Consider the following 16,270-nt stretch of genomic DNA (forward strand, 5'->3'; position numbering starts at 1 on the left):
CATTGATAAATTTGTAACCATTATTATTCGCCTGCTTCTTTGGCATTTAATGGATTACAGGGAATGAATATCAAAAAGAATTTACTTATCGTCGCGGCATTATTTTCTGCATCATCAGCAATGGCCGGAGATTTTTCATTGGGCGCCGGTGCGGTTTATAATGAATCGGCTTATAAAGGATATAACGAGAACGTTCTGGCAATTCCTTTAATCAGTTATGAAGGCGACAATTTCTATGTGCGTCAATTTACGGCGGGCTGGGCGTTCTGGAAAGACAGCAAAAATGAATTAAGCCTGACGGCTTCCTGGATGCCACTGCACTTTGATCCGGATGACAATGACGACCACGCCATGGCGCAACTGGATGAACGTAAAGCCTCTGCCATGCTGGGTGGTGCTTATTACCGCCATGAAAAATGGGGCAGCATGAAGTTTGCTGTCGCGGCGGACGCGATGGATGAAAGTGGGGGTGTGGTCGGTGAAATATCTTATTTCAAACCGATTCGCATGGACAAACTGACTCTGATTCCATCGGTCGGCGTTCTGTACTATGACGAAAGCTTTAACGACTACTACTACGGTGTTTCAGGTAAAGAGTCACGCCGCAGCGGCCTGGATCAATACACTGCCGGAGATAGCTGGAACCCTTACGTGGCCCTGGTTGCCAAATATCAGCTGACGGATAACCTCATCCTGAATGCCAGCGCAGCATATACCGTATTACCTGACGACGTGAAGAACAGCCCAATGATCGACAGGCAAGACAGCCTCGCGCTGATGACTGGCTTGAGCTGGCGTTTCTAAGCACTCAGCATATGTCCTCAAGGATGAGGGCAACACCATATTCAACCCGGTGGTGCTGCACTTACCCGACCCGAGAATTACAGCTTGGGTATGTTTAGCGCCACCGGGTTTTATTCATTCCGCTTATTCTCGCGCTAACCACTTCTTTAGCCAATATGTACACTCGGCGGGCAGCGCTTCTGGCATACGACCAGAAACGATGGCTGATACCACAAATCTGACGCCTTCCCCCTGTAGGATCAAAGCACCCTGGCGTGCTTTTCGGGCACTCTGGTTTTTTACCTGTTGCGCGGAGTAAGGGATGAACCGGTTTATCGTGGCGAATTCGGAAAAATGCATCGGCTGCCGGACTTGTGAGGTGGCCTGCGTCGTGGCACATCAGCAAGAACAGGACTGCGCGCAGCTTTCAGCAGAGGCTTTTCTCCCGCGAATCCAGATGGTGAAAGGGGATACCTTTTCGACGGCGGTCACCTGCCATCACTGTGAAGATGCGCCATGTGGGAATGTTTGTCCGACGGGTGCGATTCGGCGCGAACAGGGCAGAATCGCAGTGGACCAGCAACGCTGCATCGGATGCAAAAGCTGCGTGATAGCGTGCCCGTTTGGCGCGATGCGAGTGGTGGCGAACCACCACCGCGCGCAGGCGATCAAATGTGATTTATGTCACCACCGGGCACAAGGCCCTGCCTGCGTCGAGGCCTGCCCAACTCATGCCCTCTCTTGTGTTGACGTCGCCCAACTGCGCGCCGCGAGATTACAGTAAATTATTGAAATTCCACGTCACTGTTAGGCTGTAACGCCAGTCACGGTTGCTGCTGTCTGACGGAACGCTGCCGATCGGACGCGCCGCTTCTACTGTGACGCTGTAGTGGCGATTATCACCCACCATCACCCCGGCAGCCACAGACGCTAATTGTTGATGGGGGAAACCGGTCTGATTAAACCAGGTTTGTGCCGTATCGGTTAAAATATACGGCTGAACGGTGGTAAGCCAGGTGCTCTTTTTGCGCATGTGCAGATACCGGAATTCGAGCTGTCCGCCGTAGCCATAGTCTCCGCTGGCTTCGCCATCCTGATAACCCCGACCAAAACGCTGCGCGCCAAAACTCACGCGTTCCGGTTCCGGTAAGTTGTTGTTTGACCACACGCCTTCCCATGAAGTCGACAGTCGCCATTTTTCGTCGATGAGCCAGGCGGCATCCAGATACCCTTTCGACAGTGTAAAGTTGAGATCGGTGTTTTGCCCCGACACCACATCGGCTCCCAGATCGTTAAAACCCTGACGGACAACCAGTCTGCTGCTCACGCTGGCGGTGGTGAACTGATGCGCCCCGTTAACGCCGAATTCCAGTGCCGGATAGCGTGTGTGCAGGTTCTGGGGTTCCAGAGGGAAAGTGCGGTTGGCAATGCGCGCCTGCAAATCATAATCATCCTGCCTGTCGGTGTAGTCGAAACCGCCTGTCAGATTAAATTGTGATTTTTGCGTTAATAGCAGCGGGTAGCCAAAATTCACCCCGCCGTTGTACTGGGTCGATTTTTGTCGGGAATCGACAGTCACGTTATTGGGCAGAGACAACAGCGGGGTATAATCACGTGGTTTTTCGCGGTAATAGCTGCCTTTTAGCTGCAAAGTCAGCCCTTCATCATTCAAAAATTGTTGCCAGTTCAAACCGAGATACGTTTTGCGCGTGTCGTTGTCCAGGGGGATTAGCGTGGCCACACCAAGCTGATCGCCATACGACGTCAGATTGCTGAGCGTGCCATTGACCATCATCAAGTCTTGCCCTTTACGCGTATCAACAGTCGATGAGATATCCCAGATATGCGGCTGATTGCCGGTGATTTGCATGGCGGCCGCGCCGTAAATATTGGTTGGCAAGCGGGCATTGGCCGTAACGGGCACGCCAGGCGTGCGGGTCATCAACATGCTATAGCGATCAAACGTGTCTTGCGTGAGCGGCTTTTCCTGCATGATTTTTGCTGCCAGCCGCTGCAGGCGGGCCGCGATATTGGGGTTGTTACTCTTGATATCGCTGTGGGCCACATACCCCTCGACCAGCACGATTTTGATGTTTCCCTGCTGGAAATTATTATCCGGCAGCCATGCGTAAGAGAGGGAATATCCGTCGGCTTTATAGCGTGCCGTGATGTCATTAACCAGGCCAATCAGCGTTTTGAGTGGCACGGTTTTTTTCGCGTAGGGACGAAAAGGTTCCAGCAGTTCTTTTAAGGGATAAACCGTCCCGCCAATAAACTGGATATGATCAACCTGAATGGGCGTTTCGGGCGTGAGCCTCGATTCGGGTTTTTGGATGCTGGTTTTAGGCATCACTGCGGGTGTTGCAGGTGGTGCAGCCACCGTGGGTGAAGTTTGCGCGGGGTTATTAGGATCGACAATCGATGGCAGCGTATCGGACCGCGCCATGCTCAACACAATCAGTCCGGACAGCGAATAGCGTAAAGTGTGTTTCATCGCGCAATCCCTGTTCTTTAAGCCCTAAAAGGCATTTTGCTGCGAAATGCGCCCCCATGGGGGGGCGCAGAAGGGTAACGCAATTACTGACGTTTCGGATTCAGGAGATTGCTGGTGAGTGAGTTAAGACCACCCAAAGGATTGGCGGTGGCGCCGTTTTGACTGGTAGTCGTTCCTGCATTTGCCGTAACCCCGGCGGTGAGCGTATTGAGCGTAGTATTCACCGTCGCGCCCAGGCCTGAGTTATTCGCTGTGACATTGGCATCCGCAGAAAGTGAACCCGTACCGCTGCTGGTGGACGAGGTTGGTTTCACCAACCCACCAACATCCGTGACGGTTTGCCCTGTGTTTTGCACAATGTGGCCGACACCACTCAACCCGCTATTATTGGTGCTGATGTTGGTCCCCACGCCGCTGACGGTATTCCCCACCTGCGTCAGCAGACCATTTACCGGCGTGCCAAGCCCGGTAGTGGTACCTACGCCCTGCGTGACGCCCTGAACACCCCCAAGCGTTTTGTTGACCACCGTGGTGGTGTCTGTCGTCAGCTGTGTCACGGTGGGGCTACTTACGGCGCTGGTTAAACCGGTACCTGTGTTGCTCACCAGTTGCCCGGTATTGTTCACAATGCTTCCTGTCAGGCTGGTTACACCACTAATTGGCGTGCCAGCAGTTGTGCCAGAAAGGTCCGTTCCGACGGTTGAAACCGTGTTACCCAGCGATGTCACCGTTGTCGTGACGCCTTTCACCGTCGTTCCGACCCCGTTGGCATTATCAGGATTACCGATGCCCGCTGTGACACCCGTTCCGACCGTGGACACTGCGCTCCCGACACCACTAATGGTGGTCGATACGGTAGAGGTTACGGGATTATCAGTAGGAAGCTGGCTGCCAAGCCCATCAAGCGTTGAGCCGACGCTGGTGACGGTCTTTCCGGTATCGCTCAGCACGTTATTAATGGCGGCTGTAGAGGTGCCGCTATTTCCTGTTCCGCCACCGCCAGTGCCTCCACCATTATTTCCACCTCCTGTTCCACCGCCTCCGCTGCCTGTTCCGCCACTGCCGGAACCATTGCTTCCTGAGCCGCCATTATTGGCGGTTGAGCCATCCCCGCTTCCGGACCCCGATCCGCTATCTGTCCCAGTAGTCGGATTGTTTTTTGCTGAGGAATGCGAGCCTCCGCCGCTTCCACTGCAGGCAGAAAGAGAAAATGCGAGCAGGACCGCGGCAGCAATAACGCTGACGCGGCTAACGTTATTAGGTAGCATATGAATACTCCACTTAATAAAACGCCGAGCGGCGTATCAGTGAGTATATGTGGTATTTCCCGGGTTGCTTACGGACAGCGAAAATATCAATGAACAGAAAGAAAAAATATATTTTTGGCAAAATAATGGAAATATGCTTCTGGTAAAAATAGTAATATTATCAGGATATTGATTTAATTGATTGCTGCTAAACATTTCCCGGGATTAATACAGCGCAAATAAAATGATTCATTTTATAGATTAATCCTGGATAAAGGAGGTTATAAGAGAAAATGAATATATTATATTTCCAGTAAGACGATCAAAAAATAAGGCTCATCAGTTGAAGAGCCTTAATTATGTGCTACTACTTTTCGCTCCAGGCGATTTCAATTTCTTCGGCAAGAATTTTAACACCGGCCTCGATCTTGTCTGGGTCCGGAACGTAATTCATGCGCATGCACTGGTGAGTGTGCGGCCATGGCTTATCCAGCCCAGGGAAAAAGTAATCGCCGGGCACCATCAACACGCCGCGTTTTTTCAGACGCTGGTACAGCAGTTCGGTAGAAATCGGCAGATCTTTAAACCATAGCCAAAGGAAAATGGCTCCTTCAGGTTTATGAATAAGACAACGATCTTCCGGAAGATAGCGGCGAATGGTCGCAATCGTTTCATGAACGCGCTGATAATAGAACGGCTTGATTACATCATTTGACAGGCGCAGCAGATCGTTACGCTTAATCATTTCGCTCATCATTGCCGGGCCAATACCACCAGGCGCCAGGCTAATAATTCCGTTCATATTGGTAATAGCGGAGATGATTTTTTCATTGGCAATAATAATGCCGCAGCGGCTACCCGGCAGGCCAAGTTTAGACAGGCTCATGCAAAGGACAATGTTCGGGTTCCACAGCGGGCGCGCTTCGCTAAAGATAATGCCCGGGAATGGCACGCCATAAGCATTATCGATCACCAGCGGAATGCCGTGCTGATTCGCCAACACATCCAGCTTCATCAGCTCTTCGTCTGTGATGACGTTGCCCGTTGGGTTGGTCGGGCGCGACACACAAATCATGCCGGTCTCTTCACCAATGTGCAGATGTTCAAAATCGACGTGATATTTGAACTGACCTTCCGGCAACAGCTCGATATTGGGACGTGCTGAGACAAAAAGATCCTCCTCCAGCCCAGAATCGGCATAGCCAATGTATTCAGGGGTCAGGGGGAATAGCACTTTCCGGGTCGTACCGTCTGCGCGTCGTCCTGCGAAAAGATTAAACAAGTAGAAAAATGCGCTCTGGCTGCCATTTGTCAGTGCAATATTCTGTGGTTCGATATCCCAACCCAGTTCATCGCGCAGCATGTTTGCCAGAAGAGACAGCAGCTCGGTTTTCCCCTGCGGGCCGTCATAATTGCAAAGTGCATCAGCGGCTTTGCCGTTTTGCAGCATCTCCGACAGCAGATCCTGAAAGTATTCATTCATGGCCGGGATCTGCGCCGGGTTTCCGCCGCCGAGCATGATAGCGCCCGGTGTGCGCAGGCCGTCGTTGAGATCCTCCATCAGGCGGGTGATGCCTGAATGGCGGGTGAATTTATCGCCGAAAAGTGAAAAGGTCATAGCAGGTGATCTATCGTACTTATTCTAAGAGTGCGCCACCATAACGCTACAAATGCACAGGTGCAAATCGTGAAAGGCGAGACGGGTTATTGTTTTATGTTATGGATTGCTGATTGGGTGGTGGATTATTCCAAATTCGTCTCCGCTCATTTTAGGCGCGGAGACGGAACGGTTTACTGATTTCCCGCCCACACCACCATCACTTTGTCTGTCTGGTGCTGACGGGTAAAACCGTAGCCCTGCTTCAGGGATAGCGTGGTTTGCGTGCCTGCACCAATCGCGGGGTGACGGGCGCGGAACTGCCCCAGTATTTGCCAGTGAGCGACCGTTTGTGCCTGGCTGCCCGACACCGCTTGCCAGTTCATATCAGAACGCGTTCCCTGAAGCGGATCGGAACCGGTTGGACCGAACGGGCGTTCAGATTCGTCGCCGTAGTATATTTGTACGGCACCTGGCGCGAGGAGCAGCAGTTCGGCTGCACGTTGGCCACCTTCGCGGAACAGGCGGGTATCGTGAGAAGAGAGATAGCTCAGCACGTTATAGCCTTGCAGTTTTTCGGCCATTTGCTGCCAGGTTAGGTCCATATCAGCCAGACAATCGACCGCTTTTGCTGCCTGCTCCTGATAATCAAAATTGATCATGGCGTCGAAACCATGACGATAATAGTCGCTTTGCATAACGCCGTGGCCCCAGGATTCGCCGGTCATCCAGAACGGAGCATCATCGAGCTTTTGGTCCGGATGGGCTGTTTTCCACGCTTTCAGCGCCGCAGAAGCCTGTTCTTTCAGCTGTTGCCAGCCCGCCATTTCGACATGTTTAGCGGTATCAACACGAAAACCATCAATGCCGTATTCGCGAACCCATTGACTCAGCCAATGAGTTAAATAATCGCGCGGGGTATAACCGGCGATGGCTTTGGCGTGTGTGTCGGGTTTATGCCGATAGAAATTTGGCAGGCCGGAAGGCGCAGTGGATTCCGTTTTGAGATCGGGTAAGAAGGCCAGCGACATGGTCAGATCATCGAAACCGGGGTTGTCGTAATCGCCAATGTCGGTGCGGATCCATTTTTTACCCCACCAGTTTTCCCATCCCGCTTTATCGCTAAAATTAATGTAATCATTAAAGCTGTGCCAGCTTTGCCCCGTAGCGGGCTTCCAGTCGGTCCAGCGCTCACCCAGCGTTTTTTTCAGCTCGTCGCCCTGTAAATACAACGCGCCAAACTGGTACTCCTGCATATCCGCAAGCGTGGCGTAGCCGGTGTGATTCATGACCACATCGAACAGAATGCGTATCCCGCGCTTGTGTGCCTCGGCGACCAGATGGCGTAAGTCGTCCTCCTGACCCATATTCGCGTCGAGTCGGGTCCAGTCCTGCGTGTAATAGCCGTGATAGGCGTAATGCGGGAAATCGCCCTTGGTTCCGCCGCCGACCCAGCCATGAATTTGCTCTAGCGGCGAGCTTATCCATAGCGCGTTGACGCCCAGATTTTGCAGATAATCCAGTTTACTGGTAAGCCCTTTGAGATCGCCGCCGTGGAAAGTCCCAATTTCCTGCATGTCGTCTTTGTGGCGGCCATAGCTCTTGTCGTTTGAAGGATCCCCGTTCACATAGCGGTCCGTCAGGACGAAATAAACGGTGGCGTTTTGCCAGCTAAAGGACGCCGTTTTTTCGGTTTCGGCACGCTCAAGCAACAGCAGTCCATTGCTGTTGGCGGCAGGCTGAAGGGTGATTTTCCCTTGCTGAACCATAGCGGTTTGCTTGCTGTAGAAGTCCCGTACGACTGAGCCTTCCGGGAACGTGTTCGTCACGTCGAGGGTGAGGGGCTTGCCATCCCATTTAGGACATTGTTGAGTGACGTTCGTAACAGGTTTGTCGGTGACACTTTGTACGGTGACCATGAGCGTGGGTGTACCGGAGCGCGTATCGATGCGCATTTGGTACTCCCCTTCGCGGAATAAGCGCCATTGCGGCGGGGTTCCTGCGCACGGTTTAAGCGAGAGCATTTCGTTGAGCTTTATTGCTTCGGTTGGCTGCCAGCACGCATTGTCAAAACTGAGCGTAAGAGGGCGCGTACCCTTCGCGAGCGTTGCATGGCCTGTGAAAAGTCCGGTTCCTTCAGCATTAAACGCAGAGAAACCGGGGGATGACCAGCCAGCGTTTGCCATCGCGGGTAAGAGCAAGAGGGCTAAAGCGGAGCGTTTCATTCCTTTTTCCTGTTGTGGCAATTTTAACCAGTGTGCCACCAGGTGTATGCGCAGGACTCCTCCCCAGGCGCAATCTTTCAGGTGGAGGGGTGAGGATGAGTGATCTCGCGCAAAATTAAGCTGTTATCTGCGATATCGCACACAATTTTGCAGGAATGATGCTTATGTGAGCAAGTTTCAGGTGACATAGTTTCGGAATTAGACTATTTCTTTGGATGCTCTGAAAGGTTATTTTTGCTATGATCTGAGATTCCGCTCTCAATTTTGTGAAAAAAATAAAGGGTTGGAACACAAATATCCGACCAGGAGACCTAATGATATCGACTCCCATACGACGATTTGGGGCTACGATACTCATGTTGCTCACCGTGGCTTTTTCAGGTGAGGTGCTTGCTAAAACGCACACGGATACAACGAGTAAGAAAGCCCACGTCATAAAGACGACGACAACGAGCAGTAAGAGTAAGGTTAGCAGTAAGAAAGAGTATTCTCGCAATAGTGTTAAGAGTAGTTCACTGCCTGATTTGCGAAAATACCCTTCCGGGACACCAAGAAAAAAAGCGTTTCTCCGGACGGTAATGCCTTATATTACGAGTCAAAATTCTGCGATTACCGCGGATCGTAACTGGTTGATCTCAAAACAGTACGCCAGCCGCTGGTCGCCGACCGAGCGTACGCGTCTGAAAGAGATCGCTAAACGCTACAATGTGAGCTGGAACGGGAATACACGTCGTGTACCGTGGAACTCACTGCTTGAGCGTGTAGACATTATTCCAGGTAGCATGGTGGCGACGATGGCTGCTGCGGAGAGTGGTTGGGGGACATCAAAATTGGCCCGCACCAACAATAATCTCTTCGGTATGAAGTGCGCCAAAGGCCGCTGTAACAACGCGCCAGGCAAAGTGAAAGGGTATTCGCAGTTCGAATCGGTGAAAGATTCAGTGAATGCCTACGTGGTGAATCTGAATACGCATCCGGCGTACGCTTCATTCCGTAAATCACGCGCGCAATTGCGTAAAGCAGACCAGGAAGTTACAGCGAGCACGATGATTCACAAGCTGAAAGGTTATTCCACCCAAGGACAGAGCTATAACAATTACTTGTTTGCAATGTACCAGGATAACCAGCGTTTAATCGCCGCCCATATGTAATCCATTAAAAAAGGCCTTCCATCGGAAGGCCTTTTTCTTTACTCAGCCAGCGCTAAATCAGCACCTCGCTGTACCGCTCCCGATACTCTTTCGGCGTGGTGTCATAATCTTTTTTAAACACCGAATAGAAATACTGTAACGATGGGTAGCCGCACATCTGCGAAATCTCGTTGATCGACAATGACGTCGACACTAGCAGACTGCGCGCTTTTTCCAGTTTTTCGGCGTGAATGACCGCATGAATGGTTTCCCCGACCTCTTCTTTAAAACGCTTCTCCAGATTCGAGCGAGAAATGCCCACGGCATCCAACACCTGATCCACTTTGATGCCCTTGCAGGCATGGTTACGAATGTAATGCATCGCCTGAATTACCGCGGGATCGTTTAAAGAACGGTAATCGGTGGAGCGCCGTTCCACCACACGGACCGGTGGCACCAGCAGACGCTGCAGCGGCAGGGTTTCGTTATCCAGCAATCGGTGAAGTAACTTCGCGGCCTGATAGCCCATCTGACGCGTTCCCTGCGCGACTGATGACAGCGCGACGCGTGACAAATAACGGGTTAACTCTTCGTTATCGATGCCAATGACGCACAGTTTTTCAGGAACTGGAATGTGCAAATGGTCGCACACCTGGAGTACATGACGCGCACGCGCGTCTGTGACCGCAATAATGCCGGTTTGCGGTGGCAGCGTTTGCAGCCAGTCGGCCAGACGGTTTTGCGCGTGTTGCCAGTTTTCAGGTGCCGTCTCCAGCCCTTGATAAACGACGCCACGATACTTTTCCTGGGCCACAATCTGACAAAAGGCGTGTTCGCGCTCCATCGCCCATCGCTTACCGCTGGAGGCTGGCAAACCATAAAAGGCAAAGCGGTGAACACCTTTTTCTTTTAAATGCAAAAATGCGCTTTCGACCAGCGCGTAGTTATCGGTCGCGATGTAATGTACCGGGGGATATTTTTCGGGCGAGTGGTAAGAACCGCCGACGCCCACAATGGGGACGTCGACATCGACAAGCATTTTTTGGATATCGGGGTCATCAAAATCTGCGATAACCCCATCGCCTAACCAGTCTTTAATCGTCTCGATGCTGGCACGAAAATCTTCTTCTATGAAGATGTCCCATTCGGATTGCGACGCCTGCAAATATTCACCCACGCCCTCCACGACCTGACGGTCGTAGGCTTTGTTGGCATTGAATAACAACGTAATGCGGTGACGCTTCTCAAACATGGCTTATCTTTCCCAAATTTGTGGTTCTCAGGCCCGTCGCTTGGTTGCGGAGTCCATCCAGACCGCCAGCAACAGAATGGCGCCCTTAACGATATACTGCCAGAAGGTCGGCACGTCCATCATACTCATTCCGTTATCCAGCGACGCCATAATAAATGCGCCCATCACGGCGCCGGCAACGCTACCGATCCCGCCTGCCAGGCTGGTCCCACCGATGACACAGGCAGCGATGGCGTCCAGTTCGGCGATGTTCCCGGCAGACGGCGAACCGGCCCCCAAACGTGAACTCAGAATAAGCCCAGCAATCGCCACCATCAGGCCATTGATCGCAAACACCGCCAGTTTAGTCCGTTCGACGTTAATGCCTGACAGACGTGCCGCTTCGATGTTGCCGCCGATGGCGTAGATACGGCGACCGAAAGCCGTGCGCGTGGCCATAAACATCCCTGCCAGTAACAGCAGCGTCAGAATCAACACCGGCGTTGGAACGCCACGGTAATCGTTCAGCAACCAGATTGCGCCCAGCACAATTACCGCCGTTAATGCCTGGCGTCCGACAACAGAGGTTGATGCGGGTGTGGCAAGTCCCAACGCTTCACGGCGCATCCGCGCACGCCATTGCCAGGCGATAAACGCCATGAGACCGATGGCACCGAACGTAAAGCCAAGACCGTCAGAGAGATAGCTTTGCCCAATTTGCGACATGGATGCGCTGGTGGGGGAAACGGTCGTGCCGTTGGTGATCCCAATCAGGATGCCGCGAAACGCCAGCATCCCCGCGAGGGTGACGATAAAAGACGGTACTTTGCGGTACGCGACCCACCAACCATTCCAGGTGCCCAGCAGAAGACCCAGCACAAGCGTCACGACGATGGTGAGTGGTAACGGCCAGCCCAGCCAGACGTCAAAGATGGCGGCAACGCCACCCAGTAACCCCATCATCGAGCCCACCGAGAGGTCAATCTCAGCAGAGATAATGACGAATACCATGCCGACTGCCAGAATGCCGGTGATCGCGGTCTGGCGCAGCAAGTTGGAGATATTACGCGCGCTCAAATACGAGCCGTCGGTCATCCAGGTGAAGAACAGCATGATGGCGATAATGGCCGCGATCATGACGAAAACCTGTAAATTGAGCGCCTTGAGCCCCGAAAACGCGCCGGGCGTGTGAACGGAGACTTTAAGATCAGACGGATTGCTTTTCGACATGGCGTTCGCTCCTCAGGGCGGCTTCCATCACCTGTTCCTGCGTCAGGTTTTGGTTGTTCAAATTGGCTTTCAGTTTGCCTTCGTGCATCACAAGAACGCGATCGCTCAGGCCGAGTACTTCAGGTAGCTCAGACGAAATCACAATGACGGCAATGCCCTGCTGTACAAGCTGGTTAATCAGTTTGTAGATTTCGTATTTCGCACCGATATCGATCCCGCGAGTGGGCTCATCGAGAATCAAAATGCGCGGATTGAGCAGCAGGCAGCGGGCCAGAATAGCTTTCTGCTGATTGCCGCCGCTCAGTCTGCCAATGGCCAGTTCGGGTGAAGAGGTTTTGACCTTGAGGCGGGCGAGGGACTGGAGAATACACTGCTGTTCGGCAGCATCGTCCAGGCTGCTCAGTGGACCGGAAAACTGGTCGAGCGCGGCCAGCGTGATATTTTTCCCGACCGCCATCACCGGCACGATGCCGTCTTTTTTACGGTCTTCCGGCACCATTGCAATACCGAGCGCAATCGCCTGCTGACAGTTATTTATCTGCACAGGTTGCCCGTCGATAAAAATTTCCCCCTCCCAGCGCCCAGGCCATACGCCGAATAAACACTGCACGGCTTCGGTACGCCCAGCGCCGACCAGTCCCGCAATCCCGAGGATTTCCCCGCGGCGCAGTGAGAAAGAGATATCGTTAACGCGTTTGATATGGCGATTGACCGGATGCCAGGCGGTGAGATTCTCGACGCGCAAAATTTCATCGCCCGTGGTGTGGGGTTCGTTTGGATAAAGGGCGGTAAGTTCGCGGCCCACCATCATTGTGATGATGTCATCTTCACTCATGCCTGCTGCGGCGCGGGTGCCAATGTGCTGTCCGTCGCGGATCACGCAGATGGTGTCCGATATCGCTTTAACCTCGTTAAGCTTGTGCGAAATATAAACGCAGGCAATGCCGTGGTTTTGCAGGTCGCGGATGATATTTAACAGTACCGCGGTTTCCTGTTCGGTAAGGGATGCCGTCGGCTCATCAAGAATCAACAGGCGCACCTGTTTATTAAGTGCTTTGGCTATTTCAACCAGTTGCTGCTGGCCTAAACCCAAATCGCCAACTCGTGTGTCAGGTGAGATAGCCAGGCTGACCTGCGCCAGCAGTTTTTCACAACGCAGCGTCATGGTGTCGTAATCCAGCACTCCGTGACGCGAAAGCTCAGCACCGAGAAAAATATTCTCCAGCACGGTCAAATTCTTCACCAGCGCGAGTTCCTGGTGAATGATGGCGATACCTTTACGCTCGGTATCGCGAATATGAGTCGCTTGCAGCGTCTCTCCGGCAAATACGATTTCGCCCTCGTAGCTCCCGTGCGGATAGATACCGCACAGCACTTTCATCAGCGTGGATTTTCCAGAGCCATTTTCACCACAGAGCGAGACGATTTCGCCGGGATTCAAGCGCAGGCTCACGTTGTCGACGGCTTTCACCGCGCCAAAAGCTTTGGTGATGCTTTTCATTTCCAGTAGATAAGACATAACTGCTCCACAAGACCCGAAGGAATACCCGTACAAGTCGGCACGCCCCTGCAGAACAGGGGCGTGGCTGGATTACAATTGACTCTTACTGTGGAAACCGTCTTTCACAACGGTGGCATCAATGTTGTCTTTGGTGACTTCAATCGGCGTCAACAGACGAGCGGGTACGTCTTTCAGGCCGTTGTTTAATGAGGAGTCTGCCTTTGGCTGTTTTCCATTCCCCAACTCAACAGCAATTTCAGCTGCCGTATTAGCGAGTTCAGTGATCGGTTTATAAACCGTCATGGTTTGGGTGCCATTAAGAATACGTTTTACGCCAGCCAGATCGGCATCTTGTCCTGAAATAGCGACTTTACCTGCCAGGCCCTGTGCGCTCAGGGCTTGAATTGCCCCACCGGCTGTTGCATCGTTTGACGCGACGACCGCATCAATTTTGTTATTGTTAGCGGTTAAGGCGTTTTCCATAATTTTGAGGGCGTTTTCTGGCAGCCACCCGTCAGCCCATTGATCGCCTACGATTTTAATTTTGCCTTCATCAATATACGGCTTGAGCACTTTCATTTGCCCTTCGCGGAATAATTTTGCGTTGTTATCGACAGGTGAGCCACCCATCAGGAAATAATTCCCTTCAGGCACTTTTTTGATCAGACTTTGCGCCTGAATTTCGCCGACGTTTTCGTTATCAAAGGAAATATAAAAATCGATATCGGCATTATTAATCATACGGTCATACGCCAAAACTTTAATGCCTTCTTGTTTGGCTTCTTTCACAACATTACTTAAAACTTGACCGTTGTAAGGAATAATAACCAGCACATCAACGCCGCGGTTAATCATATTTTCGATTTGCGACATTTGTGTTTCTTCATTGCCGTTAGCCGACTGTACAAAAACAGTTGCGCCAAGAGATTCTGCTTTTTTAACAAAAATATCGCGATCTTTTTGCCAGCGCTCAAGACGCAGATCGTCGATAGCCATGCCGATTTTGACTTCTTTTGCATGGCCCGCAACGCTTGTCAGCAGCAGCGAAGCGCAGATTGTGAGACACAGGTTTCTTATCTTCATAATTATTATTACCTTTTTCTGTAGGGTAGAGATCAGAGAGAAAAGGATGATTCTTGTCAGATACGCAGCAAATTCTTAACGGGTAACGACAAACTAGCAATTACAGATTTTTATCTTCTCATTACGATATTTGGTTTATTTGCGAATTTATGACCGTGATCTGATTTTAAAATGCACAACTTATTCATTACACATCATTCTGGAATAATCACAGAGAAATCGTTTGCTTGCGTATTATTTTTTTTGGGAGCCAGCGCACGTTTGTGCATTCTCTCAATACCAGTGTGAAATAACGTAATTGAGCAAATCACAATGAATATTCACTATTAGTTTCAGTATCGGTTATTCGCCGCACTTCTTGATTATGGAGTTAAATATGCAAGCTTATTTCGACCAACTCGATCGTGTTCGTTACGAAGGCCCGAAATCCACTAATCCTCTCGCATTTCGTCATTACAATCCCGACGAGCTGGTGCTGGGTAAGCGCATGGAAGATCACCTGCGTTTTGCTGCCTGCTACTGGCACACCTTCTGCTGGAACGGTGCGGATATGTTTGGCGTCGGTTCTTTTGACCGTCCGTGGCAGCAACCCGGCGAAGCACTGGAGCTGGCGAAGCGCAAAGCGGATGTCGCGTTTGAATTCTTCCATAAGCTCAATGTGCCGTATTACTGCTTCCACGATGTCGATGTTTCTCCGGAAGGGGCCTCGCTGAAAGAGTATCTGAATAACTTTGCGCAGATGGTCGATTACCTGGGTGAAAAACAACAGCAAAGCGGCGTGAAACTGCTGTGGGGCACGGCGAACTGCTTTACCAATCCTCGCTACGGCGCCGGTGCGGCGACTAATCCGGATCCTGAAGTGTTTAGCTGGGCGGCAACGCAGGTCGTGACCGCGATGAATGCCACTCACAAACTCGGCGGTGAAAACTATGTGCTGTGGGGTGGCCGCGAAGGCTACGAAACCCTGCTTAACACCGATCTGCGTCAGGAGCGTGAACAAATCGGCCGCTTCATGCAGATGGTGGTGGAGCACAAACACAAAATTGGTTTCCGTGGCACGTTGCTCATTGAGCCTAAACCGCAGGAACCGACTAAACATCAGTACGATTATGACGTGGCGACCGTCTACGGTTTCCTCAAACAATTTGGTCTGGAAAAAGAGATCAAAGTGAATATTGAAGCGAACCACGCGACGCTGGCGGGGCACTCTTTCCATCACGAAATTGCGTCTGCTATCGCGCTGGGCATCTTTGGCTCTGTTGATGCCAACCGTGGCGATCCGCAGTTGGGCTGGGATACTGACCAGTTCCCGATCAGTGTCGAAGAAAATGCGCTGGTGATGTACGAAATTATCAAAGCGGGCGGTTTTACCACCGGCGGCCTGAACTTTGACGCCAAAGTCCGCCGTCAAAGTACCGACAAATACGATCTGTTCTACGGGCATATTGGCGCAATGGATACCATGGCGCTGGCGCTGAAAGTGGCGGCCCGCATGATTGAAGATGGCGAGCTGGATAAACGCGTTGCGAAGCGTTACGCCGGTTGGAACAGTGAGCTGGGCCAGCAAATTTTGAAAGGCCAGTTATCGCTTGCTGAGATAGCGAAGTACGCTGAACAGCATAGCCTGGCACCGAGCCATCAGAGCGGTCATCAGGAATTGCTTGAAAACCTGGTGAATCACTACCTGTTCGATAAGTAATCAGCATTGCCCGGTACCCCATTACCGGGCTTCTCTTTTAAGGAGTCACC

The 16,270-nt window shown here is 51.8% G+C and carries 12 protein-coding genes; 4 read left to right on the forward strand and 8 right to left on the reverse strand.

The window, feature by feature from the left end; all coding sequences use genetic code 11:
• Positions 1-63: 63 nt before the first annotated feature.
• Together ACKI5T_RS16930 and ACKI5T_RS16935 are read left to right on the forward strand one after the other, a co-directional pair.
• The gene (locus tag ACKI5T_RS16930; RefSeq protein ID WP_407438949.1) at positions 64-804 is read left to right on the forward strand and encodes a MipA/OmpV family protein; all 741 of its coding nucleotides are present in this window, start codon (positions 64-66) and stop codon (positions 802-804) included.
• A 301-nt stretch (positions 805-1,105) separates the two neighbouring features.
• Entirely contained in the window at positions 1,106-1,567 is a 462-nt protein-coding gene (locus tag ACKI5T_RS16935) for a 4Fe-4S dicluster domain-containing protein (protein WP_407438950.1), read from the forward strand.
• Here ACKI5T_RS16935 and ACKI5T_RS16940 read toward each other — a convergent pair.
• From ACKI5T_RS16940 to ACKI5T_RS16955, 4 genes are all read right to left on the reverse strand, one after another.
• A complete protein-coding gene (locus tag ACKI5T_RS16940) occupies positions 1,559-3,277 on the reverse strand; it encodes a ShlB/FhaC/HecB family hemolysin secretion/activation protein (RefSeq protein ID WP_407438952.1) in 1,719 nt (572 codons plus the stop codon). The genes ACKI5T_RS16935 and ACKI5T_RS16940 overlap by 9 nt on opposite strands.
• Before the next feature lie 83 nt (positions 3,278-3,360).
• Positions 3,361-4,545 carry a collagen-like triple helix repeat-containing protein gene (locus ACKI5T_RS16945; protein WP_407438954.1) on the reverse strand — a complete coding sequence of 395 codons (1,185 nt, stop codon included), beginning with the start codon at positions 4,543-4,545 and terminating at the stop codon, positions 3,361-3,363.
• A gap of 346 nt (positions 4,546-4,891) precedes the next feature.
• Entirely contained in the window at positions 4,892-6,142 is a 1,251-nt protein-coding gene (gene avtA / locus ACKI5T_RS16950; protein WP_407438956.1) for a valine--pyruvate transaminase, read from the reverse strand.
• A gap of 173 nt (positions 6,143-6,315) precedes the next feature.
• Positions 6,316-8,346 carry an alpha-amylase gene (locus ACKI5T_RS16955; protein ID WP_407438958.1) on the reverse strand — a complete coding sequence of 677 codons (2,031 nt, stop codon included), beginning with the start codon at positions 8,344-8,346 and terminating at the stop codon, positions 6,316-6,318.
• Between the two features lie 314 nt (positions 8,347-8,660).
• Here ACKI5T_RS16955 and ACKI5T_RS16960 point away from each other — a divergent pair, with 314 nt between their 5' ends.
• Complete coding sequence (locus tag ACKI5T_RS16960; RefSeq protein WP_407438960.1) at positions 8,661-9,497, forward strand: protein bax; 837 nt, start codon at positions 8,661-8,663, stop codon at positions 9,495-9,497.
• Between the two features lie 52 nt (positions 9,498-9,549).
• On the opposite strand, the gene xylR is transcribed toward ACKI5T_RS16960, so the two are convergent.
• From xylR to xylF, 4 genes are all read right to left on the reverse strand, one after another.
• Positions 9,550-10,728 carry a D-xylose utilization transcriptional activator XylR gene (gene xylR / locus ACKI5T_RS16965; protein ID WP_011915418.1) on the reverse strand — a complete coding sequence of 393 codons (1,179 nt, stop codon included), beginning with the start codon at positions 10,726-10,728 and terminating at the stop codon, positions 9,550-9,552.
• 27 nt (positions 10,729-10,755) lie between these two features.
• Positions 10,756-11,937, reverse strand: coding sequence for a xylose ABC transporter permease XylH (xylH, locus tag ACKI5T_RS16970; protein ID WP_407438962.1), 1,182 nt, complete (start codon positions 11,935-11,937; stop codon positions 10,756-10,758).
• Positions 11,915-13,456: a xylose ABC transporter ATP-binding protein gene (locus tag ACKI5T_RS16975; protein WP_407438964.1), complete on the reverse strand. Its 1,542-nt coding sequence runs from the start codon at positions 13,454-13,456 to the stop codon at positions 11,915-11,917. Before ACKI5T_RS16975 ends, xylH begins: the two co-directional genes overlap by 23 nt.
• A 72-nt stretch (positions 13,457-13,528) precedes the next feature.
• The gene (xylF, locus tag ACKI5T_RS16980; RefSeq protein WP_407438965.1) at positions 13,529-14,521 is read right to left on the reverse strand and encodes a D-xylose ABC transporter substrate-binding protein; all 993 of its coding nucleotides are present in this window, start codon (positions 14,519-14,521) and stop codon (positions 13,529-13,531) included.
• Positions 14,522-14,897: 376 nt separating this feature from the next.
• On the opposite strand from xylF, the gene xylA reads away from it, so the two are divergent.
• Complete coding sequence (xylA, locus tag ACKI5T_RS16985; protein ID WP_011915422.1) at positions 14,898-16,220, forward strand: xylose isomerase; 1,323 nt, start codon at positions 14,898-14,900, stop codon at positions 16,218-16,220.
• Positions 16,221-16,270: the final 50 nt, after the last annotated feature.

Origin of the sequence: Lelliottia sp. (assembly GCF_045627565.1) — a bacterium.
Taxonomy (GTDB): domain Bacteria; phylum Pseudomonadota; class Gammaproteobacteria; order Enterobacterales; family Enterobacteriaceae; genus Enterobacter.

Coding starts and splice junctions, on each gene's coding strand:
- ACKI5T_RS16935 (WP_407438950.1), top strand. CDS start 1,106: ATGAACCGGTTTATCGTGGCGAATTCGGAAAAATGCATCGGCTGCCGG.
- ACKI5T_RS16955 (WP_407438958.1), bottom strand. CDS start 8,346: ATGAAACGCTCCGCTTTAGCCCTCTTGCTCTTACCCGCGATGGCAAAC.
- xylR (WP_011915418.1), bottom strand. CDS start 10,728: ATGTTTGAGAAGCGTCACCGCATTACGTTGTTATTCAATGCCAACAAA.
- ACKI5T_RS16960 (WP_407438960.1), top strand. CDS start 8,661: ATGATATCGACTCCCATACGACGATTTGGGGCTACGATACTCATGTTG.
- xylA (WP_011915422.1), top strand. CDS start 14,898: ATGCAAGCTTATTTCGACCAACTCGATCGTGTTCGTTACGAAGGCCCG.
- ACKI5T_RS16945 (WP_407438954.1), bottom strand. CDS start 4,545: ATGCTACCTAATAACGTTAGCCGCGTCAGCGTTATTGCTGCCGCGGTC.
- ACKI5T_RS16940 (WP_407438952.1), bottom strand. CDS start 3,277: ATGAAACACACTTTACGCTATTCGCTGTCCGGACTGATTGTGTTGAGC.
- xylH (WP_407438962.1), bottom strand. CDS start 11,937: ATGTCGAAAAGCAATCCGTCTGATCTTAAAGTCTCCGTTCACACGCCC.
- ACKI5T_RS16930 (WP_407438949.1), top strand. CDS start 64: ATGAATATCAAAAAGAATTTACTTATCGTCGCGGCATTATTTTCTGCA.
- ACKI5T_RS16975 (WP_407438964.1), bottom strand. CDS start 13,456: ATGTCTTATCTACTGGAAATGAAAAGCATCACCAAAGCTTTTGGCGCG.
- avtA (WP_407438956.1), bottom strand. CDS start 6,142: ATGACCTTTTCACTTTTCGGCGATAAATTCACCCGCCATTCAGGCATC.
- xylF (WP_407438965.1), bottom strand. CDS start 14,521: ATGAAGATAAGAAACCTGTGTCTCACAATCTGCGCTTCGCTGCTGCTG.